The following is a 24,116-nucleotide window of genomic DNA, read 5'->3' on the forward strand; positions in this document are numbered from 1 at the left end:
AAGATGCGAAGCAAGGTGACTGGCGCCAAGCGCTGGGTCGTGAAGATCGGCAGTGCGCTGCTCACGGCGGATGGCAAAGGCCTCGACCGCGGCGCCATGGCCGTGTGGGTCGAGCAGATGGTCGCGCTGCGTGAAGCAGGCGTGGAGTTGGTACTGGTCTCCTCCGGGGCCGTGGCAGCCGGCATGAGCCAGCTGGGCTGGACTTCGCGACCGAGCGCGATGAACGAGCTGCAGGCCGCTGCTTCGATCGGCCAGATGCGCCTGGTGCAAGCCTGGGAGTCGAGCTTCGGCGAGCACGGCAAGCACACCGCGCAGATCCTTCTGACCCACGACGACCTGTCCGACCGCAAGCGTTACCTCAATGCCCGCAGCACCCTGCGCACGCTGGTCGACCTGGGTGTGGTGCCGGTGATCAACGAAAACGACACCGTGGTCACCGACGAAATCCGCTTCGGCGACAACGACACGCTGGCCGCGCTGGTGGCCAACCTGGTCGAAGCCGACCTGCTGGTGATCCTCACCGACCGTGACGGCATGTTCGACGCCGACCCGCGCAACAATCCCGAAGCCCAGCTGATCTACGAAGCCCGTGCCGATGACCCGTCGCTCGACGCCGTGGCTGGCGGTACCGGTGGCGCCCTGGGCCGTGGTGGCATGCAGACCAAGTTGCGCGCTGCGCGCCTGGCTGCCCGTTCCGGGGCCCACACCATCATCATTGGTGGCCGTATCGAGCGTGTGCTGGACCGCCTGAAGGCCGGCGAGCGCCTGGGCACCTTGCTGTCGCCCGAGCGCGGCATGCTGGCGGCGCGCAAGCAGTGGCTGGCTGGCCACCTGCAAACCCGTGGCACCCTGGTGCTCGACGCCGGTGCCGTGCAGGCCCTGCGTCAGGCCAACAAGAGCCTGCTGCCGGTTGGCGTGAAGACCGTGCAAGGCAGCTTCCGTCGCGGCGAGATGGTCGTCTGCGTGGGCCCCGATGGCCTGGAAGTGGCTCGCGGGCTGGCCAACTACAGCGCACTGGAAGCCCAGAAAATCATCGGCCAGTCGTCCGAGGCCATCGAATCGCTGCTCGGTTACAGCGCCGAGCCGGAGCTGGTGCACCGCGACAACCTGGTGCTGGTATGAGCCTGCTCAAGCGTGTAATTGCCGTGGCGGCGCTGGCGTTGCCGATGCTGGCCGGGGCAGAGGAGGTCGGCCAGGTGTCGACCGTGTTCAAGTTCCTCGGGCCGAACGACCGTATAGTGGTCGAGGCTTTCGATGACCCCAAGGTCGAAGGTGTGACCTGCTACCTGTCGCGTGCCAAGACGGGCGGCATGAAAGGTGGGCTGGGCCTGGCAGAAGACCGTGCGGAGGCGTCGATCGCCTGCCGCCAGGTCGGGCCGATCAGCTTCAAGGGTGAGTTGAAGGACGGCGAGGAAGTGTTCAAGGAGCGCACCTCGCTGGTGTTCAAGACCATGCAGGTGGTGCGCTTCCTGGACAAGAAGCGCAATACGCTGGTGTATCTGGTGTACAGCGACCGCATGATCGAAGGTAGCCCGCAGAATGCGGTGACGGCAATTCCGATCCTGCCTTGGGCGCATTGATGTAATCGGGAGGCCTTTGGCCTCCAATCGCTGGCAAGCCAGCTCCCACAGGGTTATCACTGCGCTTGAGGGCTGTGCGGATCTCTGTGGGAGCCGGCTTGCCGGCGAAAGGGCCGCTAAGCGGCCCCATGACTCCAGACTCAGGCCAACTCCTCAGCCTGATCCTCTCGCACAACCGCCTTCTCCACATCCCGAGGGCTGATGAACTTCCAATCCGCCTCATCGATGTAGATGCCATTCGGCCCGCTACCGCCTTCCAGGTCGATCGCCACGTGCGCCGACACCTGCGGCTTCACGCTCGCCAAAATCGGCACGAAGCCCAACTGCAAACTGGTTTCCAGCAGCGCCGCCTGGTTGCGTTCGTCGATGTCCGCCGCTTCGTCCAGGTAGTACGGCAGGCGAATGCGCCCGGCCAGGTCGCGGTCCATCAGGTGCAGCAACAAGTACATGTTGGTCAGCGCCTTGATGGTCATGGTGGTGCCGTTGGACGCGGCGCCGTCGATGTCGGCGTGGATCACCGGCTGGCTGTTGATCTTGGTGATCTCGAACGCAAGCTCGAACAGGTCTTTGAGGCCCAACTGGTTATGGTTGGCCGCCACCAGCCGTGCCAGGTATTCCTTGGCCTCTTCGTTCTTGTGGTCCTGGTCCGAGTTCTGCGTCAGGTCGAATACCGACAGGGTCTCGCCTTCCTCGTACTGGCCGGCGCTGTGGATGATCTGGTCGATGTGCTTGAGCGCTTCCTTGTTCGGCGCCAGTACCACGCGGAAGCTCTCCAGGTTGGACACCTGGCGCTTGTTGATCTCGCGGTTGAACAGGGCCAGCTGGTGCTCGAGGCTGTCGTAGTCGCTGCGGATGTTGCGCAGGGTCCGGGCGATGTCGGTGACCGCAGCGCGGCGCGCCTTGGCCAGGGTCAGGGCTTCGTCGGTGCGGTGCGCATAGGCGTTCACCAGCAGCTGCAGGCGGCGCTCCATGTCGTCTTCGCTGTCGAACTTGGCCACGCCCTTCAGGCGCACCTGGGCGTATAGCGCCTCGATCTGGTTGTCGACGCGCTGCAAGCCCTGCCAGCTGTCCTGGTAGTCGTTGAGCAGTGGCAGCAGGTTGTCCATGGAGTCATCGACCGCTTCCATGAACGGCGTGCCGAACGGCAGGTCGGCCGGTAGCAGTTGGCGACGGCGCAAGGCATCTTCCAGCGTGCGCTGTTTGGACTCCAGGTCGCCGATCTGGCGGCCGACCAGTTGCAGCTTGGCCGACAGTTGCTGAACGCGTTCGGTGAAGGCATCGCTGGAGCGCTTCAGCTCGTCCTGGGCGGCTTCCAGCTGCGCCAGTTGCTCCAGCTTCTCGGGCTCTTCAGCGGCCAGGGTTTCGCTGCGGCGGTAGTCTTCCAGGGCCTTCTGAGCATCCAGCACCTGTTGGTACAGGGCTTCGGTCTGCGCCTTGGAGGCGGTGCGGTCGGCGGCTACCGACTGCTGGGTCTTGAGCTGCTTGAGCTCGCGCTCCAGGCGGTCCTTCTGATCGCGCAGGGCGGCACGGTCGGCCAAGGCCTGCAGGGCCGGCGGGTCGATATGGGAGATGTCGATGGAAATGCCCGGGGCCTCGAAACGCTCGCCCTTGAAGCCATCGAGTACCCCTTCGAGCGATTTCACCCACAGGTCGCTGTCGTCCAGCTCGATGCCGCGGTCGCCCAACGGCAGGCTGAACAGCGCGCCGTTGAACAGGCGCATCAGGCGGTCGACGTCGGCCTGCGAGAACTCTTCGCGCAGGCGGGCATAGCTGTTGTTGTCGGCGTGGTCGAGTTGCTGCTTGACCTGCTTCATGCGTTTTTCGAGGTCACGCACGCGCTCGTCGAGGTCTTCGGCGGAGAACTGTCGCGATTGCGCCAGGGCGCCGGCCAGTTCGTCGTGGGCATCCTTGGCCGCCAGCAGTTGCTGTTCCAGAACCTTGACGTCGTCGACCAGGGCGAAGCGGTGCTTGAGCACCGACAGCTCGCCGAGCCAGCGCTGGATGCCCGTGATTTCACGCTCCAGGCGCATCAGCTCCTGGGTGCCGCCGCGCTGGTCGTTCTGCAGCCGGTCTTGCTCGCCACGGAAGTGCTCGGCCTGGATCACCAGCTCTTCCTTGCGCGCCATGGCGTATTCCTGCCAGGTACCCAGCAGGTTATCGAGCAGCGGCGAAAGGCGGTGCAGTTTGCCGCGCAGGATGTCGCGCTGGGCCACGCCGCCAGCCAGGGCCTCGACCAGCGGGCCGGCGGCGACCAGGGCGTTATAGTCCTGCTCCATGCGGCGCACGTCGCGGAAGGCTTCTTCGCAGGCAGCAATGTAGTCGACGCTGCCCGAGCGCAGGCTGTGCTCGAAGGCGTCGAGGAACAGCTGCTTGAGCTTGGCGGCGGTGATTTCGCGCATGTGCAGCAGGTTGATGAACAGTGCGCGGAATGTTTTGAGGCTCTGCTCGCTGGTCGAGCGCAGCGGGATCATGGTCAGGTCCAGCGGCACCGACGTGTGGCCGCCGACCAGCAGCCGGCGCAGTTCATCCGGCTTGAGCTCGTAGGCCTTCAGGCCCAGGCGCTCGAGGTTGGTGAACAGCTCTTTCTGGCGCAGGCAGGTGTCGTTCTTCTGGTAGTGGGCCAGGTCCAGCTCGCCTTTGTAGGCGAAGAACTGGTGGCCGAAACCGCCGCCCGGGCCGCGGCCGACCACGCCGACCACGTGCGGGCCGTGGGGCAGGTTCAGTTCGCAAAGGATGTAAGAGGTGTCGCTGGCGAAGTAGAAGCGGCGCGACTGCTCCAGGCTGTACTTGCCGAAGCTCATGTCGGACATGCGTGCCAGGATCGGGAACTGCAGGGCGTTGATCGACGCCGACTTGCCCAGGTTGTTGGCGCCGTAGACCGACAGCGGGTGTTCCAGCGGGAACAGGCCAAGGCTGTAGCCGGCGGTGTTGAGCAGTGCGAAGCGGCGGATGCCGTAGCGTTCCTGGCTCATGCGTCAATCTCCTGTTGCTCTTCGCGGATGGCCCGGGCCAGGGCCTCTTCTTCGCTTTCGTCGCCTTCAAACGGCGCCAGGTCGAGCGGGTCGTCAGTGCGCGCCAGTTCTTCCGGGCTTTCTTCTTCGACCAGCACCGGGGTTGGCAGCGGCAGGTCGCTGTGCAGGGTAGCGGCCAGGTCGCGGTCCTGCTGCACCGACAGGCACACGTCGAGGAAGCGGTGCATCGGTGGCAGGAAGCGGTAGATGCCGCCTTCTTCGTGGGCGAAGCCGAGCTGGGTCATGCGGCGCATGATCTTTTCTTCCAGCTCGTCGACGGTCTGCACTTCGGCCTGCAGGAACAGGTCGCGGTACTTTTCCAAAAGCGACGGCAGCTCGTCGCGGCCAATGCTGCCGCCGTCGAGCACGGCCATCGGGTCGCGGCCCTGGTCGGCCAGGTGCTCGACCAGGATGAAGGTGAACAGCGACAGGCGCTGGGCGGTCTTGTTGACCTGCGCGGCGGCCTGCTCGGGGACGAAGTAGTAGAAGCCGCGGGTATCGCACACCAGCTCGAAGCCCAGGGCCTTGAACAAGGTGCGGTACTGGTCCTGGAAGTTCGACAGTTGGGCGTACAGCTCCGGGTCGCGGCGGCTGACATGGAACCCTTTGAACAGCTCGCGGAAGATCGGCGCGAGCTGGGACAGTTCGGAAAGATCAAGATGCATTGGCTGGGCTCGCGTTGGTTTCAGGTGGCGCTTCGCGGCTGGAGGTCAGGGCGAACGAGCGCAGGCTGACCAAGTGTTCCTGGGTGGTGTATTCGCGGCGGTCGAGGCGTTCGCGCTTGAAGCGCTTCTCGCGCGACAGGCGCGAGAACCAGTACAGCAGTTCGTCGGTTGCGCCTTCGGGCTCCTGGTCCAGCAGCCAGACCATCAGGTCGGGCAGCGGCAGGGCATTCTCGCAGCGTTCGAGCATTTCTTTGACCGTGCGTGGCGCACGCGGCAGCGGGCCGTTCTGGGTCTTGTGCGCCTTGGGGAACTTGGCCGGTTTCGGCTCGAAGCGGGCGAGGGCGTAGACATACGCCTCGACCTGGCTGGCGCTGCCGAGGAAGGTGCTTTGCGGGCGGGTGAACAGCGGCATGGCTGCGTGCGGCACGGCATCGATGCCTTTGCGGCGGATCACCGACAGGGCCAGGGCAGCGCCGCGGGTCACGGCGTTGTGCCGGCGCGCTTCTTCGCGCAGCGGCAGCAGCAGTTCGCGGGCGTGGCGCAGGGTCAGCTGGGCGCTGGTCTGCATTTCGAGGATGCGCGCGTGGGTGCGCAGCAGCATGTCGTCGTCGACCAGGTGGCCCAGGCGCGCCTGTTCGCCCAGCAGTTTCAGCAGCACGGTCTCGACCTTGCGCACGCCTTGTTCGAAGGCGCCGTCGGCGTTGACCAGCTGGATCATCGGCTCGACGTATTCGTCCCAGGTCGCCAGTACCTCGGCATAACGCTGGCGCAACGGGATCTGGCGGTTGCTGGTCTTGGCCCGTTCGGCCACGGCCACCAGTGCCTGTTCGTCGTTGTCGAGTTTCTTCAGTACGTCGCGCACGCGCATGTCGAGCAGGCGCAATTGGCGCGCCAGGTCGTCGCTGTCGCGGTTGTCGAAGGCATCCTGGATGTGCCCGGCAAGGCGCTCCAGGTGGCGCAGGTAGGCCTCGATCTCCAGGCACAGGCCCAGGCGGTGCTCGCGGCGCAGGTAGGCGAGGAAATCGTGGATCTGGGCGTTGAGCTCGAAGCGGTTCGGGCTCTTGGCCACCGGCACCAGGATATCCAGGCGGATCCACACGTCGAGCAGCTGGGTGATGTCCTGCGGCGTGCTTTCCACTTGCTGGCGGCCCAGTTGCTGGCGCAGTTCGACCAGGCTCAGGGTGCCTTGGTCGAAACGCTCGCACAGCGGCTCGATCAGGGCCCAGTGTTCAGCTAGGGCGCGCAGGACGCGCTTGGGTTCGATCATTGGCGTCTACTCGTTGCCAAGTAAAAAGGGGGCGATTGTACTGCATCCCGGGGGGAGGATTTCACCCCTTGGTCTGTAATGAGGAATTACCCCTGAGTTTGCTAAGGGATTCACTGGCCTCATCGCCGGCAAGCCGGCTCCCACAGGTACGCCACCGAGCCCTGTGGGAGCTGGCTTGCCGGCGATGAGGCCAGTACTGGCAGCAATTTTCTGCCGACCAGTTGCGGCGCTCGCCTCCCAACAGCGTTAGAATGCGCGATTGATTCAACCCTCCGGATACCCGTGCCTTGCTGACCGAGTCCCGCCGCCGCGCCTACCTTTCCGCCATGCAAGTGGTGCATTGGCTGCCGCGCGCCGAACTGCCGTTCGCCGCCCCGTCGCGCCCCGAGCTGCTGTTGCCGCAGGTGCCGGTCGAGGAAGCCGAATTCGAGATCAGGCCATCCGCACCGGCCGTCCACGACGCGCCGCCGGTACCGCAGGCGCGCTCCGGCGAGCGGCCGAAAATCGAAATCCCGCGCCCGGGCAACACGCCAAAGCCCGTGGCCAAACCGGTCGAGGCCGAGGCGCAGGCCCCCGCGCCACGTCCGGCCCTGGCGCCACCGCCGCGCTTCTCGCTGCAACTATTGCGCGCTGGCAGTTGCCTGCTGCTGGTCGAGCTGGCCACCGGCCAACCGTTCCAGAGCCGCGACCCGTCCTACCTGCTGCTCAAGGACATGCTGCGCGCCGCCGGCCTGCCCGACGCCCCGCAGATCATCGGCGAGCCGGTGCGTTGGCCGCTGCTGGTGCGCGGCAACATGGACCAGGGCCCGGACGCTGCGCGTGATTTCGTCAAAGGCTTCATCCAGGCGCGCCTCGAAGAAACCCCTTGTAGTTGCCTGTGGCTGATCGGCCTGCCGGCCCTGCGTTTTGCCGCCAGTGCCGACACCGAAGCGTATTACCACGTACTGAAGCTCGACGGCCTGGGCGACGCCTGGGCGTTGCCGGGCCTTGAACTGTTGATGGACGAGCCGCACCGCAAGGCGGACGTCTGGCAAGCGATGCGCCAGCTGATGGCGCGCTGGAAGAGCGTTGAATGAGTGAATCGATCAGTTTCCGCCCCATGACCGAGGCGGATCTGGATGCCGTGCTTAAGATCGAATATGCCGCGTTCAGCCATCCCTGGACCCGCGGGATCTTCCAGGATGCGCTCAAATCCTACGAAGTGTGGTTGATGTTCGATGGCCAGCAGCAAGTCGGCCATGGCGTGATCAACGTGATCATCGATGAGGCGCACCTGCTGAACATTACCGTCAAGCCGGAGAGCCAGGGGCGAGGCATGGGCCTGCGCTTGCTCGAACATTTGATGGCGCGGGCGTATCAGCTCAATGGGCGCGAGTGCTTCCTGGAGGTGCGGGCCAGCAACCAGTCGGCGTATCGGTTGTATGAGCGGTACGGCTTCAACGAGATCGGCCGCCGGCGGGATTACTACCCGGTGGCGGGTGGGCGCGAGGATGCGCTGGTGATGGCTTGTACGTTGTTTGGAGAGTGACGGTGCTTCTGTCCTGAAGTTTACTGATCTGTTACCAGTACTCCGGCTTGATTGCTGGTCTTTTCAGGGTAGGTACGCGGTCTGGAAATTGGTGTGAGGCGAGCTCCTCGGTTGTCACCAGGTGACGCATCCAGTGTGAATGGTTTTTGAGTGAGCCAGGCGTGGTTCGTTTCATACCCTCGCGGTGCGGCAGGATCACGCCTATCTTCAGTTCTGGAAAGTCTTCTCTGATGGCTCTCAAGGCTGGCGTCATATCAGTGTCCGCCGAAACGAGAACCATCTGCTGGATTCGCTCTTCTGTGGGGAGTGCGACTTGTTGCGAGGCGAGTCGGTACATGCTGATGGCAATGTGGACATCCGTTTCCTTTTCTTCGAGCTTCCAGATGGCTACCTTGTCGTGCCTTGAGGGTGCCGTCTCCTTGTCGACGAAGCGAGGCGCATTACGAGGCTCTAGTTGATGGCGTCCGTAATGAACAACGACGCCTCTTGCGATCAGAGCGCGTAGGTAAGTGTCTTGAGCTTCTTTGGACAAGTTCCCCCGACTCGCGAGTGAGGGTTTCACGCCAGATGTGAAAAAGGTGATTGCGGTCAGCTCACTTGCTGGTTGTTCGACCTTGATGATGTGGCAGAGCAGGGCAGGCAGGTCCAGCCATTTGAAGACTGTGCCTGCTACCAGCCCGTAAAACACGTTGTATCCGTCGATAAAACAGGCAGTACGCAAGGTTTTCATTTCCTGAAAACGAAAAAACCGGCGCTAGGCCGGTTTCTTCACCCCAACAGCCGAAGAACTGAATCGTCGCGTACGGGGCTGAGTAGTGAGAGTGATTATGCCATCGTGACTGGGCCAGTCAACAAGCATCTCCGGTCCGGATTATTGCTGCCGAGTAATAATGACCGATGAGGCTCGATCATGGGTCAAAAATCCACGGAAAACTGTGTTGCTCCGCATTGCTCTCGAAATGACTTGAAAAATATCATTCGGTTTCTGCGGGTTTGCACAAGCTCACCAGTTTCTTCATTACCACAATGATGCCTAAGCACCATGGCGCAGTCTGTGCGTGCTTAACTCTTGTCAGCAAACCGCCAGGGTTGGCGGCCGAGCTCATACTGGAGTGGGGGCGGCAATGAGAAGTGCAAAAGGCTGGCTGCTGGCGTTGGCGTTGAGCGCAGGTGCGGCGCAGGCGGATGAGCGCGACCTGTGGATGTTCGCGCAATGGGCTGGGGATCATCAGACCCGGCCATTTCGCGAGATGCTGGTGGATGCCCGCCTGTATGGCGTAGTGCCGATTCACCAATTGCTGCGCTCGGCCTCGGACTGGCGGCTGTGCAAGGCTTCACCCTTCGCAGTGCCACCGCCCGGTAACTGGCCTGCGGTGCGTTCCACGCTGGCGCTGATCAAGACACTGGATGACGAGGGTATCCTGCGCCAGTTCGAAGTGGTTTCGGCCTACCGCGATCCAAGCCTCAACCGCTGCGCCGGCGGCGCCGTGGGCAGTGCCCATACCCGAGCGTTTGCGGTCGATATCCTGCTGCCGGCCTGGGCTGACCCCAACCCGTTGTGCAGCTTCTGGCAGCGGCACGGCCAGGCCTGGAACATGGGCCTGGGGCGTTACCCATCAGGCCGTATCCATGTCGACACTGCGGGTTATCGCACCTGGGGCGGCGATGGCAGTGCGGGTTCGTCGTTCTGCAGCAAGCCCAGCTGAGCAAGGCAGGCCTGGCTTTCGCCAATCACCCATTCGGCAAAGCGCTGGCGCTTGCCGCCATCATCCAGCGGCTGCGGGCTCAATAGGTGATAGGCGGAGCCATCGCGCATGAAGCCGAACGGCGCTTTCAGCTGCCCACTGCCGAGTTCATCACGCACCATCAATGCCGAGGCGATGGCCAGGCCCAGGCCGGCGCTGGCCGCTTGCAGTGACAGGTAGAAATGTTCGTAGTCGCTGCGCTGGCTGTGCCGCGCCTGCTGGCCGCTCAGGCGCAGCCAGGCAGGCCAGGCGCTCGGCCGGGTGTTGCTGTGCAGCAAGCGCTGGCCGTCGAGCGCGGTACTGCCATCGTTGTTGATCGGGCCAATCCATTCATCGCAGATCTTCAGGGTGTGCAGCGCGGGTGGCCAGTGGAAGTCATCGCGGCGCAGCGCCAGGTCGACGCCGCTGCGGGCAAAGTCCAGTGGCCCGCCGGCGGCCACCAGGTGCAGTTGCAGGTCCGGGTGAGCGGCATGAAAGCGGGGCAGGCGCGGGATCAGCCAGCGCATGGCGATGGTCGGTTCGCACGAGAGCACCAGCACATTGTCCCGTTCCTGCTGCTGCAGGCGCTGCACTGCGCCTTCCAGCTGCTCGAAAATGGCCTGGGTTGTGCCCTGCAGTGCGCGGCCCGCCGGGGTCAGGAAGATCGCCCGGTTGCGCCGCTCGAACAACGCGATGCCGAGGCTTTCTTCAAGCAGGCGCACCTGACGGCTGACGGCGCCATGGGTAACGTGCAGGCGCTCGGCGGCGCGCACGAAGCTCTCGGTCTCGGCGGCAATGTCGAAGTAACGAAAGGCGGTGAGGGGGGGCAGTTTCATGGGCTTCATGGTTGCCGCTGCGGGCCTCTTCGCGGGGCAAGCCCGCTCCCACAGAACGCACACCGCCCTGGGTACTTGTAGAGCATGTGTGGGAGCGGGCTTGCCCCGCGAAGAGGCCCGCAGCGGCAATGCACCTCTGTGAGAAAAGCTAGCGGATTTACCTCACTATAAATCGATTTTCCGCGCTTTGCCCGGCCTCGATAATGCGCACATCTGTGCATTTTCATCGTCTATCGAGGACCTACCCGTGACCGAACTGCTTGCCGTTGCTCTATTCACCCTCCTGGCCGTCATCAGCCCTGGGGCCGATTTCGCCATGGTTACCCGCAGCAGTTATGCACAGGGCCGCGAGGCCGGGTTGGCGGCAGCAGCGGGCATTGCCCTGGGCGTGCAGGTGCATGTGCTGTACACGGTGCTGGGTATCGCCGTGATCATCAGCCAGAGCCCTGTGCTATTCCTGGCCATGAAGGTGCTCGGGGCGGGGTACCTGATCTACCTGGGTTACCAGTCGCTGACCAACACCACGCGCATCAGCCTTGAAGGGCAGCCCTCGGCCACCGGGCTGCTCGCGGCAATGCGCACAGGGTTCCTCACCAATGCCTTGAACCCCAAGACCATGCTCTTCGTCGTAAGCGCCTACACCCAGGTCGTGCAGCCGGGCACACCGCTGGGGTTGGATTTCGCCTACGGAGCATTCATGTCATTTGCCCATTGGGTGTGGTTCAGCCTGGTGGCGGTGTTCTTCTCGAGTGCGGGGTTGCGCAAGGCAATGATCGAGCGGCAGGTCGTTGTCGACCGGGTGATCGGTGTGGCGCTGATTGGCTTGGGGCTGGCGGTGGTGGTAGCGGGCGTACGTTGAGGGGAGGGGCGCTGAGCTTTATCGAAGGCAAAAGAAAAGGGCCTACCTTGCGGTAAGCCCTTTTCAAGTTTGGTGGCTACACAGGGACTTGAACCCCGGACCCCAGCATTATGAATGCTATGCTCTAACCAACTGAGCTATGTAGCCGATGGCGCGCATTATTCGCTTGTGAGGCCCCTGTGTCAACACTCATTTCAAAAAAAATTTGCACGCTTTCAAAAACTTAGCCGCCAAGCCTGATTTTATTGGACGATCAGCCACTGCCCGAGCACGGCGTGCACTTGCAAGCGCTGTTCGCTAGCCAGTGCATCGAGGGTTTCGCCGGGCCGGTCGAGGTTGAAGTCACCGCTCACGCGCCGATACGCCGTCTGTTCATCCATCAGCCATACGCGGCGGCCCTGGTAGCTGGCCAGGCGCTCGATCACCTGCCCCAAGGGCATGTCGCTGGCACGAAGGTGGCCAGTACGCCAGGCGTCTGCGGTTTTGACATCGACTTTTTGCACAGGGTTGATACGTGCTTCAGTGAATGTCACCCGTTCGCCGGCCGACACCATGCGTTGGTCGCCCCCCTGAACGATCATGGCCTTGCCGTTGAGCACCACCAGTTCGTCGTGATCGGCGTGGCGGGCCACCATCAGGCGGGTGCCGAATACCTGAATGCGCGCATCGTTCACCTGCACTTCCATGGCGCGGCCGTCCAGCATCACTTCCAGGTAGACCTGGCCCTGCACCAGATGCAGCAGCCGCGTGCGCCCTCGCAGGTCGACATTCATCGCGCTGGCGCTGTCCAGGTGCAGCGTCGAGCCGTCGGCCAGGCGCAGGCTGCGCCGTTCGCCCGCGTCGGTGTGCAACTCACTGCCCAGGCGTTGCAGCAGCGGCCAGTACACATACGCCAGCACCGCCAAGGCTGTCAGAAACAGCAAGGCCAGCGCTTTGCCCAGGTGGCTGCGGCGGGCACTGACAAGGCGTGGCCGCGGCCGTGCCGGCGGCACTTGCAGCTGCTGCCAACAGGCTTCCAGCTCGGCATAGGCGTGCGCGTTGAGCGGGGCCTGGCACCAAATGGCGAACGCCTGGCGCTCGCGTTCAGTGCAGCCGGGTTGGCGCAGGCGGGAAAACCATTCCAGTGCTTCCTGCTGAGGGTCAGCCTGAATCTGCGTGGCGGGCATCGGGCTCATGAGGATGTGCTCGCGAAAGGGCGGTTTCGCCCAACGATTACGGGGAAATTAGTTCGAGGATGCTAAATATATTGAGAACCATTTACAAGTACGCGGTGACGGAGGGATAAAAAGGTAGCTATGTATCCATTTGTTTCCTGATAATCGGATCCCAACCCTGCGGACGGAAATCAAGCCCATGGCCATCAGCAGCACCTCCACCGCCAGCTCGGCTAGCCAAGCCAACCCGCTGGTGATGCGCATCATCACCTTCTGCGCGCTGGCGCACCTGATCAATGACCTCATTCAGTCGGTGCTGCCGGCGATCTACCCGATGCTCAAGGCCAACTACGACCTGAGTTTCGCCCAGATCGGCCTGATCACTCTGACATTCCAGATCACCGCCTCGATGCTGCAACCCTGGGTGGGCTTTTTCACCGACCGCCGGCCCACGCCGAACTTGTTGCCGCTCGGCACCCTGTGCACGTTGGTGGGGATCGTCATGCTGGCCTTCGTTGGCAGCTTCCCGATGATTCTGCTGGCCTCGGCGCTGGTGGGGATCGGCTCGTCGACCTTCCACCCGGAGACTTCGCGTATTGCGCGCCTGGCCTCGGGCGGGCGTTTCGGCCTGGCGCAGTCGACCTTTCAGGTAGGCGGCAACGCAGGCTCGGCCTTTGGCCCGTTGCTGGCGGCCGCCATCGTCATCCCGTTCGGCCAGACCCACGTCGCCTGGTTCGGTGTGGCGGGGCTGCTGTTCTTTGCCGTGACCCTGATGCTGCGCCGCTGGTACACCGAGCACCTTAGCCAGGCCAAGGCGCGCAAGGCGGTGCAGGCCAGCCATGGCATCTCGCGCAAGAGGGTGATCGCGGCGCTGATCGTGCTGGGCCTGCTGGTGTTCTCCAAATATTTCTACATGGCCAGTTTCACCAGCTACTTCACCTTCTACCTGATCGAGAAGTTCGACCTGTCGGTGGCCAGCTCGCAGCTGCACCTGTTCCTGTTCCTGGGCGCGGTGGCGGCGGGTACCTTCTTCGGCGGGCCAATCGGTGACCGCATCGGGCGCAAGGCGGTGATCTGGTTCTCGATCCTCGGTGTAGCGCCGTTCACCCTGGCGCTGCCGTATGCCGACCTGTTCTGGACCACCGTGCTGAGCGTGGTGATCGGCTTCATCCTGGCGTCGGCATTCTCGGCGATCGTGGTGTATGCCCAGGAACTGGTGCCGGGCAGCGTGGGCATGATTGCCGGGATCTTCTTCGGCTTGATGTTCGGTTTCGGCGGCATTGGCGCGGCGTTGCTGGGGTACCTGGCGGACTTGCGCGGCATCGAGTACGTGTATGGGCTGTGCTCGTTCCTGCCGTTGTTCGGGTTGTTGGCGGTGTTTCTGCCAAATACCGGTAAGCGCTGAGATTGATCGGGCTGCTTTGCAACCCACTCGCAGGCCAAGCCCGCTCCCACAGGTTCAGTGCTGGCCCTGGATTCAGCCGGGCTCCTGTAGGAGCGGGCTTGCCCGCGAATGGGCCGCGCAGCGGCCCTGGCAATTGACGGCTCAAGCTGGCTTGGCCTAGAGTGCCGCCTCTTCTCATCCACCTGCGTAGTAGCCAAAGCAATGCGCCGTAACCAGTCCCTCCCACACGCTCGCCAGCCTGCTTTGCAGGCCATGCGTCGTGCGTGGCCGAGCGATACGGTGCTCAAGCGTCGCCGCAGCGTGCTGTTTGCGTTCACCTTTTCGCCACACCTCGTTCTGAACTGACCTGCGCCTTTGCGTCGCCGCCTTCCGGCGTGCGCGTGGGCGCCTGTATCTGCGCGTCTTTTCAGTTTGCTAGGAGTGGTACATGAACATGCGTTTGCTGGCGGGCCTTCTGTTCGCCGTGTCGGTGGTCGGCTTCAGCCTGGGGGCCAGCCTGCCGCTGGTGTCGTTGCGTTTGCATGAGGCCGGTGCCGGCACCTTGCAGATCGGTATCATCTCGGCCATTCCCGCTGCGGGCATGATGCTTTCGGCATTCATGGTCGACGCCTGTTGCCGCCACCTGACCCGCCGCACCATCTACCTCCTCAGCTTCAGCCTGTGCACCGTCAGCATCGCGTTACTCGAATCAGCGTTCGGCTCGATCTGGCTGCTGGCCGCGCTGCGCCTGGGCCTGGGTATCGGCATGGGCATCGCGATCATCCTTGGCGAGTCGTGGGTCAACGAGCTGTGTCCTGACCACAACCGCGGCAAGATCATGGCGCTGTATGCCACCAGCTTCACCGGCTTTCAGGTACTGGGCCCGGCAATGCTCGCGGTGATCGGCGCCAACAGCCCGTGGATCACCGGTGTGGTGACCTTTTGCTGTGGCCTGGCGCTGCTGTGCATCCTGTTCACGGTACCCAACGACCACGTGGAGCACGGCGAAGAAGGCGAGAAAAGCTTCGGCCTGGCGGGCTTCTTCCGCGTGGCGCCGGCGTTGTGCGTGGCAGTGCTGTTCTTCTCGTTCTTCGATGCCGTGGTGCTGTCGCTGCTGCCGGTGTACGCCACCAGCCATGGCTTTGCAGTAGGTGTCGCGGCGCTGATGGTGACGGTGGTGTTCGCCGGCGACATGGTCTTCCAGCTGCCGCTGGGTTGGCTGGCCGACCGGGTCGAGCGGACCGGGCTGCACCTGGTCTGCGGGCTGGTGGCGATGGCGATTGGTATTGCCTTGCCGTGGCTGTTGCAGATGACCTGGCTGCTGTGGCCGTTGCTGGTGGTGTTGGGCGCGGTGGCGGGGGGGATCTACACCCTGGCGCTGGTGTTGATCGGCCAGCGCTTCAAGGGCCAGGACCTGGTCACGGCCAATGCCAGCGTGGGCTTGCTGTGGGGCGTGGGCAGCCTGGTCGGGCCGCTGGTCAGCGGCGCGGCGATGGACGTGGCGCCGCATGGGTTGCCGATGGCGCTGGCGATCATGGCCGGGCTGTTTGTGTGTTTTGCGCGGCAGTCGTATCGGCGCGCGGGGAAGTTGCGGGCCGTGGCAGACTGAAATTCTGCTGCTGGCAGTGCTGGCCCTATCGCCGGCAAGCCGGCTCCCACAGTCAAACCACCATTCTGTAGGAGCCGGCTTGCCGGCGATAGGGCCGGAGTTGTCAGCCTAAGTCAAAAGCTCCCGCGCAAGGTCACCGACACATTGCGCGGATCACCCCAGTAATAACCGGTCGGCGTTGGCGCCACCTGGCGGTAGTACTTCTTGTCGAAGATGTTGTTGGCATTGAGCTGCAACGAGTAATGGTCGTTGAAGCGGTAGTTGACCATCGCGTTGTACACCGCATACCCCGACTGCGACGCCTCGACGTTGCCACTGCGGTTATAGATGTCGCTCTGCGCCTGCACACCGCCACCCACGGTCCAGGCCTGCAGCTCGCCAGGCAGGCGATAGCTGGTAAACAGCCGCAGCATGCGCTTGGGGTCGGTGGTGCGGATGGCGTTGCCGGTGTTGCTGGTGGTGTCCTTGAGGTATTCGGTGGTGTTGTAGGTGTAGCCACCGCTCACGTTCCAGCCTGGCAGCACTTCGCCGGAAATCTCCAGTTCGAAGCCCTGGCTGCGGTTCTTGCCGGCGGCCACTTTGCAATAGCCCGAGGTGTAGTTGGGCAGGCAAGGGTTGGGCCCGCTCACGTCATCCAGGGCGTTGCCAACCTGGTAGATGCGAAAGAACGCCAGCGAGGTGTTCAGCCGCCCCTCGTAGAACTCGCCCTTGATGCCGGTCTCATACGCCTCGCCGGTGGTCGGCTCCAGGACCGAGCCGCTGACGTCGGTGGCCGTCTGCGGGTTGAAGATTTCGGTATAGCTGGCGTAGGTGCTGAAGTTGTCATTGAGGTCGTAGATCAGCGCTGCGTACGGCACGATCTTGTTGTCGACGCTGAAGGTGCCGTTCGACTTGGTGTTGTTTTCCTGCTCGTAGTCGTACCAGTTGGCACGTGCGCCGATGATCGCGGTCAGCGGGTCGGCCAGGGAAATGCGCCAGGTGGCGTAGGCCGCTTCCTGAGTGGTGCGGGTACGCACCGGGTGTGCCGTGATGTTGATGTCCGGTTCGGCCAGGCTGGTCTTGGGGTCCCATTCGCGGATGTCGAATACGCCCGAGGATACGAAGTTGGTCGCCGAGGCGTAGGAATCATTACGGATGCGCTCTACGCCGAGCATCAGGTCATGGGTACGGCCCAGCAGGTCGAACGGGCCATTGAGGGTGGCGCTGAGGTTGTTCTGCAGGCTCTCACCGCCATCGCCCTCGGTAACCTGGTAGTTCATCAGGTAAGGGTTGTTGCCGGGGTTGGCGGCGCCGCTGGCGCGGGTGAAGTACGTCTGCTTGAAGCCGTTGTCGTCCAGCTCGAAGTGCGTGCGCTGGGCCATCAGCTTGAGCTTCCAGTCGTTGGCGAAACGGTGCTCGAGCTCGGCGAAGGTCTGCAGGTTGCTGCGATCCCAACGGTTCCAGTCGGCGCCCAGGTAGGTGCTGCGACCCAACGGCAGGGGCGAGCCATCATAGTCCGCGGGCAGGTTGCCCCAGGCGCCGGTGGCATCGAGCTTGGTCCATTCCAGGCCGGTGGTCAGGGTGGTGCTGTCGGTCAGGTCGAAAGCCAGCACACCGTAGAACACCTCTTTGCGTTCCTGGCGAGAATCCTGGAAGTGGTCCTTGTCATCATGCACAGCGATCACCCGGCCACGCACGTTGCCGGTTTCGGTCAGCGGGCCGGAGATGTCGGCGACATAGCGCTGGGCATCCCAGGAACCGAGGGTGACACTGCCTTCGCCCTGAAATTCGTGGGTGGGGCGCTTGCGCACCAGGTTGACGGTGCCGGAGGGGTTGCCCGCGCCACGGATCATGCCGGTGGCGCCGCGCAGGATTTCGGCACGGTCGATGATTGCCGAATCGCTCTGGATGAACGAGCCACCGCCGCTGCCTTGCACCACGGTGGCGCCGTCGTACTGGATGGCATCGATCGCGTAGCCGCGCGAGTAGTACTGCACGCGTTCGCTGTCGGTCAGGTTCACCACCACGCCGGGGGTTTGCTCCAGCAGGTTGGTGAGGTTGGTGATGTTCTGGTCGTCGATGCGCTGGCGGGTGACCACCGTTACCGACTGCGGGGTGCGGCGGATGCTTTGCGCGGTCTTGCCGATGGTCACTGCGCCAGTGGTGTATGACCCACTGTGCTCGGTGGTCTCGCCCAGGCTATTGCTGGAAATGCTGGTAGCGCCCAGCTCCAGAGCACCGCCAGCGTCCATTGCCGGGATCAGTAAAAAGCTGCTGGGGCCCTCCTGTTGCACCTGCACGGCGCTGCCCTGCAGCAGGATGGCCAGCGCCCGGGCAGCCTCGTGGCGGCCCTGTACGCCTTGGGTGGTCTTGCCTTGCAGGCTGTTCGCGTCGTACGACAGGTTCAAGCCGCCTTGCCGGGCAAATTGGTCCAGCGCTGGTGCCAATGGGCCGCCCGGGATGTTCCAGTCGATTTGCAGGTTCTGGCTGGCGGGCGCGGCTTGCACGTGCGCGGGCAGGGTGAAGGCACTGGCCAGGCCAAGGCCTAGCACGGCGCCGCGCACGGCATGGCGCAGCCTGTCGTTGCGGGGGAGACACGGGTGAATCATTGACCGCTCCTGAAGGTTTCTTGGACCACTTTTCGGGCTTTGTTCCTTCAGGCCGCACGAGAATGAGATTCCACCTCATTCTTTTTTGAAAATAATCAGGCAGCGCCGATGCTGACCCAATAGCGTGTGCGGTAATCGATACGCACCGGCAGGCTGCGGGCGAGCAATCGCAGGATCTGTTCCGTGTCGCCAAGCTGGTAGGTGCCGGAGACCTTCAATTCGGCTACCTCTGGCGCGCAGCGCAACAAGCCCGGGCGGTAGCGCGCAAGCTCTGTGCAGAACTCGGCAAGTGGCATCTGCTGCACGCTCAGCACGCCATCGGTCCAGCCCCACGGGTCGCCATGCAGCGTGGCGGGCTGGTATTGCCCGCTCGGCGAAACTTGCAGGGTTTCGCCCGCGTGTACCAGGCGCGGCGAAGCGGAGGAGGGGAACAGCGTGGCTTCTCCACTGCGCACAGCCAGCAGCAGGCCCTGGTCGTTCTCACGTAGCAGCAGTTGGGCGTCATGGGTGCCGAGTGCACCGACACCGGTGGTGATACGGAATGGTCGGTTGTCGCCGGGGTTGCTGGCCAGGCTGACTTCGCCGCGCAGCAGGATCAGCTCGCGTTGCTCGGCGCTGAAGCGCAGGTCGATGGCGGTGGCTGTGTTGAGCTGGATCTGGCTGCCATCGCTGCCCTGTAACCGGCGGCGTTCGCCGGTGCCGGTGCTGCTGTCGGCCATCAGTGCCGGCAGGCCCAAAGGTTCGCGCATGGCCCAGCCGAGGCCGCCGCCAACCGCCAGCACCGCCAACAGCTTGAGGTGGTCACGGCGGTTGATGCGCTGGCGCTGGGTGCCATTGAGGGTGCGACGGCTCAGTTCGGTGGGCAGCCCGGCCAGTTCGTCACTGAGGTTGCTCACCCTTTGCCACGCTTGGGCATTGAGCGGGTGGCGGACCAGCCATTGCTGAAACTGCTGTTCGGTTGCCGGGCTCGGGGTATCGAAGCGCAGTTTCACCAACCACTCGATGGCTTGGTCGACTTGCGCCTGTGCGGGTGCGCGATCAGAGCTCGGCATAACGCAACCGATAGCAAACGCCCAAGGCTTTGGCCAAGTCACGTTCGACGGTGGCACGCGACACTTCGAGGCGCAGGGCGATCTGCGGGATGCTCAAGCCATCGAGCTGGGCCAGCAGAAAGGCCTGGCGAGCGCGTGGTTTGAGCTGGTGCAGGGCGCGGTCGAGGCGTTCGAGCGAATCGAGAATCACCAGGCGGTGTTCCTCACTGGGCACTTCCCCTTCGGGCAGATGAGCCAGGCTTTCCTGGTAGGCGCGTTCCAGGGCATGGCGGCGGAACTGGTCGATCATCAGGCCGCGGGCGATGCTGCTCAGGTAGGCGCGGGGTTCGCGCAGCGGCGATACCTGGCGTGCGCGCAGCAGGCGCACGAAGGTATCTTGCGCCAGGTCGGCGGCGTGTTCCTGGCAACCAACCCGGCTACGCAGCCAGCCGCGAAGCCACGCGTTATGGGACTGGTAGAGCAGGGCGACCTCGGCCGGTTTGAGCGTGTCGTTGATCTGCATCGTAGCGAAGGCCTGACCCCGAGAAACGTGTACGACTGTTAATGGTTCTCAATTCTATGCGGGGACAGTGGCGCGGAGCAATGGTATGCCAGGAATTAGCTGCGCAAGATCCGGCGTTTACCCGATGTGCGGCTGGGCTAAGCTGGACCAGCCCTGAACCCGCTGGAGCCCTGGATGATCCTTGCCGACCTCTCCCCTGATGCCTACCGCGACGCCAGCGATTACCTGGCTGCGCTGGACCCGGACTGGGCGCGGCATATCGCTGCCATCGGGCCGTGCCTGCACCGCGCCACACCCGGGCGCGAGCCCTATGAGGCGCTGGTGCGGGCGATTGCCTATCAGCAGTTGCATGCGCGTGCTGCCGAAGCGATTCTGGGGCGAATGCTGGCGTTGTTTCCGGACTCACCATTCCCCGCACCGCAGCAGTTGTTGGCGGTGGCGCCGGAAACCATGCGCGCCTGCGGGTTTTCAGCGAGCAAGCTGGCCGCTGTCCAAGGCATTGCCCAAGCCACGCTGGACGGTGCGGTGCCTGGCCGCGCTGAGGCATTGGGCATGCCTGACGATGCCTTGATCGAACGCTTGGTCGCGTTGCGCGGCGTGGGCCGCTGGACCGTGGAAATGCTGTTGATCTACAGCCTGGAGCGCATGGATATCTTGCCGGTGGACGATTTTGGCGTGCGCGAGGGGTATCGTCGGCTCAAGGGCTTGGAAAAGGCGCCGACGCCGGCGCAGATGCGGTCGCTGGGTGGCCCATGGAGCCCGCATCGGACAGTGGCAGCCTGGTACCTGTGGCGGGCTTGATGTTTCATGACTTCACGAGGCATAGCGTGATGAACGCTTTCACAACCGACGACCAACGCTGGCAAGCCGTACAAACCCGCGACCCCAGCGCCGCCAAGCATTTCGTCTACGCCGTACGCACCACGGGTGTGTACTGCCAGCCGGGCTGCAAGTCACGCATGGCCAAACGCGAGAATGTCGAGTTCTTCGCTGATGCCAGCGCCGCAGAAGCCGCCGGGTATCGCGCGTGCCGCCGTTGCCAGGCCAAACCTGCGGCCAACCGCCGCTCCGATCTCGTGGCCCGCGCCTGTCGTCTACTGGAAACCAGCGACAACCCACCCAGCCTGAACCAGCTCGGCACGCAACTGGCCGTTAGCCCGTTTCACCTGCACCGCATGTTCAAGGACGAAACGGGCCTCACGCCCAAAGCCTATGCCTCGGCGTTCCGCGCCCAGCGCCTGCGTGAAAGCCTGAACGATGGGCAGTGTTCTGTGACCGACGCCATCTACGACGCGGGCTACAACTCCAGCAGCCGTTTCTACGAAAGTGCCGACCAGCGGTTGGGCATGCGCCCGCGGCAGTATCGCGCAGGTGGCAACGGCGCGACGATTCACTTTGCCGTTGGCCAATGTTCACTCGGCGCAATCCTGGTGGCGCAGAGCGAGAAGGGCATCTGCGCGATTCTGTTGGGCGAGGCCCCTGAAGCGTTGCTCGAGCAATTGCAGGACCAGTTCCCCAAGGCCCGGCTGATCGGCGGTGATGCCGACTACGAACGCGTGGTCGCCGAAGTGGTGGGGTTTATCGAAGCCCCCGCCTTGGGCCTGGACCTGCCGCTGGACGTGCAGGGCACCGCCTTCCAGGAGCGGGTCTGGCAAGCCCTGCGCGAGGTGCCGTTGGGCAGCCGGGCCAGCTACACCGAAATCGCCGAACGCATCGGCGCACCCAAAGCGGTACGTGCCGTGGCCATGGCGTGCGCGGCCAACCGCATCGCCGTGGCCATCCCCTGCCACCGAATCGTGCGCCGGGACGGCGACATCAGTGGCTACCGGTGGGGGGTGGAGCGAAAACAACAGCTATTGGCGCGAGAGACGGCACTCTCCTGATTGCCATAAGCCGCGTAGAATCCACCGCCAAATCGAGTTGCATAGAGGAATGTTCGATGAGGCGTGTAAGCCTTGCCCGTTATTGCCTGGGTGTCATGGCCCTGATGCTGGCGCTCGCTGCCCCAGCCTGGTCGGCCGCCACGCCAGTGTCCAACCTGGCCGCTGGCGAGCTGCCGGCGCTTGATGAGAATGCCAGCATCGAGCAGCTGAGCGATCGGCTCGATCAGATTCGTCAGGGGGTCACCAGCAACGCCAATGATGACGTGCTCTCGCAGCTACGCATGGCCGCCGTGCAGGTACAACGCCAAGCCGACGCGTTGAGTACGGTGCGCACGGGTGATGTGCAAAAAATCGATGACCAGCTGAAAGTCATCGGCCCGCCGCAGCCTGATGAAGCCGCAAGCCTCACCCTGCAACGCAAGGATCTCGAGGCGCAGAAGAAGGCCTTGGTTGCCGAACAGGACCAGGCCACCAAGCTGACCCAGTCAGCCCGCGACTTGTCCACGCAGATCGTCAACTTGCGCCGCAGCCAGTTCAACTCGCAGGTCACCAGCCGCGCAACCAGCCCGCTGACCCCCGCGTTCTGGCAGTCGTTGATACGCCCGACCGAAGATGACGTGATGCGCCTGCGCGACCTGCGTGGCGAGGCAGGCGATGCCCTGGCCAGCGCCTTGAGCCCTGAGCACCGCTGGTTCTTCATCAGCAGCCTGGTGGCGGCGATTCTGGTCTGGACACTGGTGCGCCTGCTCTTCGAGCGCCTGCTTGCCGATGCCATGATCCGCTGGCTGCCCGAAGGTCGCCTGCGCCGCAGCGCACTGGCCCTGAGCGTAAGCCTGGCCACCCTGGGCACCATCGCCGGTTCCGTGTCGCTGCTGCGCTGGGGCCTGCAGAGCAGCGCCGAGTTGGGTTCCGACATTGCCAGCCTGACCAACCACTTCCTCACCCTGGTGGTGTTCAGTGCCTTCATCACCGGCCTGGGCCGCGCCATGTTGATGCTGCAGCGCCCGTCCTGGCGCCTGCCGCCGATCCATGACGAAGTGGCCAGCGCGCTGGGCTGGTTCCCCAAGTTGCTGGCGCTGGCGCTGATGGTGATGTTGACCATGGAGCGCATCAACAGCGTGATCGGCACCAGCCTGGCGCTGACGGTGGCGACCAACGGCCTGACTGCGCTGGTGGTGGCGGCAATCTTCACGACCGCGCTCGTCCGCTACCGCCGCACCTTGCGCAAGCATGAACTGGAGCGCCCGACCGGCGTGGCCGGGCTGATCCCTTTCGTGATCGTGGTGTGGGTTGGCCTGATCGTGCTGACACTGCTGGCCGGTTACCTGACCCTGGCCTACTTCCTCACCGCCAAGCTGCTGTGGATCAGCGTGGTCGCCACCTGTGCCTACCTGCTGACCACCTTTATCGGTGACCTGTTCGAAACCCTGCTGTCGCCGCGCCAACCCGGCGGCCTGGCGCTGGCCTCGACATTGGGCCTGGCGCCACGCCATCAGGCGCAGGCCAGTACCATCCTGACCGGTATCGGCCGCACGTTCCTGCTGTTCCTGGCCGTGATGCTGGCGTTGATGCCATCGGGCACCAGCCCGGGCGAGCTGCTGCTGAGCCTGGGTGACTGGGATGGCACCGGTGGCAAGATGCTCGGCAACTTGAACATCGTGCCTGGCGACATTCTGCTGGCAGTGGGGATGCTATTCGGCGGCATGCTCGGCATTCGCGTGCTCAAGCGTTGGTTGAGCGAGCGCCTGCTGCCGGAAACCGACATGGACGCCGGCATGCGTGCTTCGCTGGTGACGCTGGTCGGCTACCTGGGCTTCCTGTTCCTGGCCATGCTGGTGATGTCGACACTGCACATCAACCTCACCAGCCTGACCTGGGTGGTCAGTGCGTTGTCGGTCGGTATCGGTTTCGGCCTGCAGCAGATCGTGCAGAACTTCATTTCCGGCCTGATCCTGCTCACCGAGCGCCCGGTCAAGGTGGGTGACTGGGTGAGCCTGGCCGGTGTCGAGGGTGACATTCGCCGGATCAACGTGCGCGCCACCGAGATCCAGATGTCCGACCGCTCCACGGTGATCGTGCCCAACTCGCAGTTCATCTCGCAGAACGTGCGTAACGTGACCATGGGCAATGCGCTGGGCGTGGTGGGCATCACCCTGACCCTGCCGCTGGAGACGGATGCCAACCAGGTGCGCGAGCTGTTGCTGGCGGCCTATCACGAGCACGAGGCGATCCTGGATGCGCCAACGCCTTCGGTGACGTTCAAGGACCTGACGACCAGTGGCATGGTGATCAGCGTCAGTGGTTATGTGGCTGGGCCGCGGCAGGTGTCGGGTGCCCGCAGCGATCTGCTGTTCACTATCCTCGGCCGCTTGCGAGATGAGAATATTCCGCTGTCCTCGCCACAGAGCATGGTGCTGCTGCAGGAAGGCTCGCGCCCGGCGGACGAGCCGGCGTGAATCAGGGGCCGCTGTGCG

20 protein-coding genes and 1 tRNA gene are annotated in these 24,116 nt (G+C 63.8%); 11 read left to right on the top strand and 10 right to left on the bottom strand.

The genetic code is table 11. The features are described 5' to 3' along the window. The first annotated feature begins 3 nt into the window (after positions 1-3). Together proB and ABEH27_RS17935 are read left to right on the top strand one after the other, a co-directional pair. Entirely contained in the window at positions 4-1,122 is a 1,119-nt protein-coding gene (gene proB, locus ABEH27_RS17930; RefSeq protein WP_346614858.1) for a glutamate 5-kinase, read from the top strand. Then, positions 1,119-1,580, top strand: a complete 462-nt coding sequence (locus ABEH27_RS17935) for a CreA family protein (RefSeq protein ID WP_346614859.1) — start codon at positions 1,119-1,121, stop codon at positions 1,578-1,580. Before proB ends, ABEH27_RS17935 begins: the two co-directional genes overlap by 4 nt. Before the next feature lie 140 nt (positions 1,581-1,720). Here the strand turns inward: ABEH27_RS17935 and mksF are convergent, their stop codons facing one another. The 3 genes from mksF to mksB are packed head-to-tail and all read right to left on the bottom strand — an operon-like array spanning position 1,721 to position 6,523. Beyond that, on the bottom strand, positions 1,721-4,552 hold the full coding sequence (mksF, locus tag ABEH27_RS17940; RefSeq protein ID WP_346614860.1) for an Mks condensin complex protein MksF: 2,832 nt from the start codon (positions 4,550-4,552) through the stop codon (positions 1,721-1,723). Beyond that, positions 4,549-5,256, bottom strand: a complete 708-nt coding sequence (gene mksE, locus ABEH27_RS17945) for an Mks condensin complex protein MksE (protein ID WP_346614861.1) — start codon at positions 5,254-5,256, stop codon at positions 4,549-4,551. The genes mksF and mksE overlap by 4 nt, the downstream gene beginning before the upstream one ends. Further along, positions 5,246-6,523 carry an Mks condensin complex protein MksB gene (mksB, locus tag ABEH27_RS17950; RefSeq protein ID WP_346614862.1) on the bottom strand — a complete coding sequence of 426 codons (1,278 nt, stop codon included), beginning with the start codon at positions 6,521-6,523 and terminating at the stop codon, positions 5,246-5,248. Before mksB ends, mksE begins: the two co-directional genes overlap by 11 nt. Positions 6,524-6,810: 287 nt before the next feature. Between mksB and ABEH27_RS17955 the strand changes: the two genes are divergently transcribed. Both ABEH27_RS17955 and rimI read left to right on the top strand, forming a co-directional pair. Next, a complete protein-coding gene (locus ABEH27_RS17955; RefSeq protein ID WP_346614863.1) occupies positions 6,811-7,599 on the top strand; it encodes an energy transducer TonB in 789 nt (262 codons plus the stop codon). Further along, complete coding sequence (rimI, locus tag ABEH27_RS17960; protein WP_346614864.1) at positions 7,596-8,051, top strand: ribosomal protein S18-alanine N-acetyltransferase; 456 nt, start codon at positions 7,596-7,598, stop codon at positions 8,049-8,051. The genes ABEH27_RS17955 and rimI overlap by 4 nt, the downstream gene beginning before the upstream one ends. 31 nt (positions 8,052-8,082) lie before the next feature. Here the strand turns inward: rimI and ABEH27_RS17965 are convergent, their stop codons facing one another. After that, complete coding sequence (locus tag ABEH27_RS17965; protein WP_346614965.1) at positions 8,083-8,772, bottom strand: NYN domain-containing protein; 690 nt, start codon at positions 8,770-8,772, stop codon at positions 8,083-8,085. 403 nt (positions 8,773-9,175) lie between these two features. On the opposite strand from ABEH27_RS17965, the gene ABEH27_RS17970 reads away from it, so the two are divergent. Further along, positions 9,176-9,757: a D-Ala-D-Ala carboxypeptidase family metallohydrolase gene (locus ABEH27_RS17970; RefSeq protein ID WP_346614865.1), complete on the top strand. Its 582-nt coding sequence runs from the start codon at positions 9,176-9,178 to the stop codon at positions 9,755-9,757. Here the strand turns inward: ABEH27_RS17970 and ABEH27_RS17975 are convergent. Beyond that, entirely contained in the window at positions 9,697-10,611 is a 915-nt protein-coding gene (locus ABEH27_RS17975) for a LysR substrate-binding domain-containing protein (RefSeq protein ID WP_346614866.1), read from the bottom strand. The genes ABEH27_RS17970 and ABEH27_RS17975 overlap by 61 nt on opposite strands. Positions 10,612-10,858: 247 nt before the next feature. Between ABEH27_RS17975 and ABEH27_RS17980 the strand changes: the two genes are divergently transcribed. Further along, positions 10,859-11,470, top strand: coding sequence for a LysE family translocator (locus ABEH27_RS17980; RefSeq protein WP_346614867.1), 612 nt, complete (start codon positions 10,859-10,861; stop codon positions 11,468-11,470). A gap of 70 nt (positions 11,471-11,540) precedes the next feature. Here the strand turns inward: ABEH27_RS17980 and ABEH27_RS17985 are convergent. Both ABEH27_RS17985 and ABEH27_RS17990 read right to left on the bottom strand, forming a co-directional pair. Further along, a tRNA-Met gene (locus ABEH27_RS17985) sits at positions 11,541-11,617 on the bottom strand. Between the two features lie 95 nt (positions 11,618-11,712). Beyond that, the gene (locus tag ABEH27_RS17990; RefSeq protein ID WP_346614868.1) at positions 11,713-12,645 is read right to left on the bottom strand and encodes a FecR domain-containing protein; all 933 of its coding nucleotides are present in this window, start codon (positions 12,643-12,645) and stop codon (positions 11,713-11,715) included. A gap of 178 nt (positions 12,646-12,823) precedes the next feature. Between ABEH27_RS17990 and ABEH27_RS17995 the strand changes: the two genes are divergently transcribed. Together ABEH27_RS17995 and ABEH27_RS18000 are read left to right on the top strand one after the other, a co-directional pair. Beyond that, a complete protein-coding gene (locus tag ABEH27_RS17995) occupies positions 12,824-14,029 on the top strand; it encodes an MFS transporter (protein ID WP_346614869.1) in 1,206 nt (401 codons plus the stop codon). Between the two features lie 427 nt (positions 14,030-14,456). Beyond that, positions 14,457-15,617, top strand: a complete 1,161-nt coding sequence (locus tag ABEH27_RS18000) for an MFS transporter (protein ID WP_346614870.1) — start codon at positions 14,457-14,459, stop codon at positions 15,615-15,617. Between the two features lie 113 nt (positions 15,618-15,730). Here the strand turns inward: ABEH27_RS18000 and ABEH27_RS18005 are convergent, their stop codons facing one another. From ABEH27_RS18005 to ABEH27_RS18015, 3 genes are all read right to left on the bottom strand, one after another. Next, a complete protein-coding gene (locus tag ABEH27_RS18005; protein WP_346614871.1) occupies positions 15,731-18,205 on the bottom strand; it encodes a TonB-dependent siderophore receptor in 2,475 nt (824 codons plus the stop codon). A gap of 95 nt (positions 18,206-18,300) precedes the next feature. Then, entirely contained in the window at positions 18,301-19,257 is a 957-nt protein-coding gene (locus ABEH27_RS18010) for a FecR domain-containing protein (RefSeq protein WP_346614872.1), read from the bottom strand. After that, complete coding sequence (locus tag ABEH27_RS18015) at positions 19,244-19,759, bottom strand: sigma-70 family RNA polymerase sigma factor (protein ID WP_346614873.1); 516 nt, start codon at positions 19,757-19,759, stop codon at positions 19,244-19,246. Before ABEH27_RS18015 ends, ABEH27_RS18010 begins: the two co-directional genes overlap by 14 nt. 174 nt (positions 19,760-19,933) lie before the next feature. Between ABEH27_RS18015 and ABEH27_RS18020 the strand changes: the two genes are divergently transcribed. From ABEH27_RS18020 to ABEH27_RS18030, 3 genes are read left to right on the top strand one after another with little or no spacing between them, the layout of a single operon-like run. Beyond that, complete coding sequence (locus ABEH27_RS18020; RefSeq protein ID WP_346614874.1) at positions 19,934-20,560, top strand: DNA-3-methyladenine glycosylase; 627 nt, start codon at positions 19,934-19,936, stop codon at positions 20,558-20,560. Between the two features lie 29 nt (positions 20,561-20,589). Continuing rightward, a complete protein-coding gene (gene ada / locus ABEH27_RS18025; RefSeq protein ID WP_346614875.1) occupies positions 20,590-21,642 on the top strand; it encodes a bifunctional DNA-binding transcriptional regulator/O6-methylguanine-DNA methyltransferase Ada in 1,053 nt (350 codons plus the stop codon). Positions 21,643-21,698: 56 nt separating this feature from the next. Next, positions 21,699-24,098, top strand: coding sequence for a DUF3772 domain-containing protein (locus ABEH27_RS18030; RefSeq protein WP_346614876.1), 2,400 nt, complete (start codon positions 21,699-21,701; stop codon positions 24,096-24,098). The last annotated feature ends 18 nt before the right edge of the window (positions 24,099-24,116 follow it).

Origin of the sequence: Pseudomonas sp. P39-UII1 (assembly GCF_039672635.1) — a bacterium.
In the GTDB taxonomy this organism is placed as follows: Bacteria; Pseudomonadota; Gammaproteobacteria; order Pseudomonadales; family Pseudomonadaceae; genus Aquipseudomonas.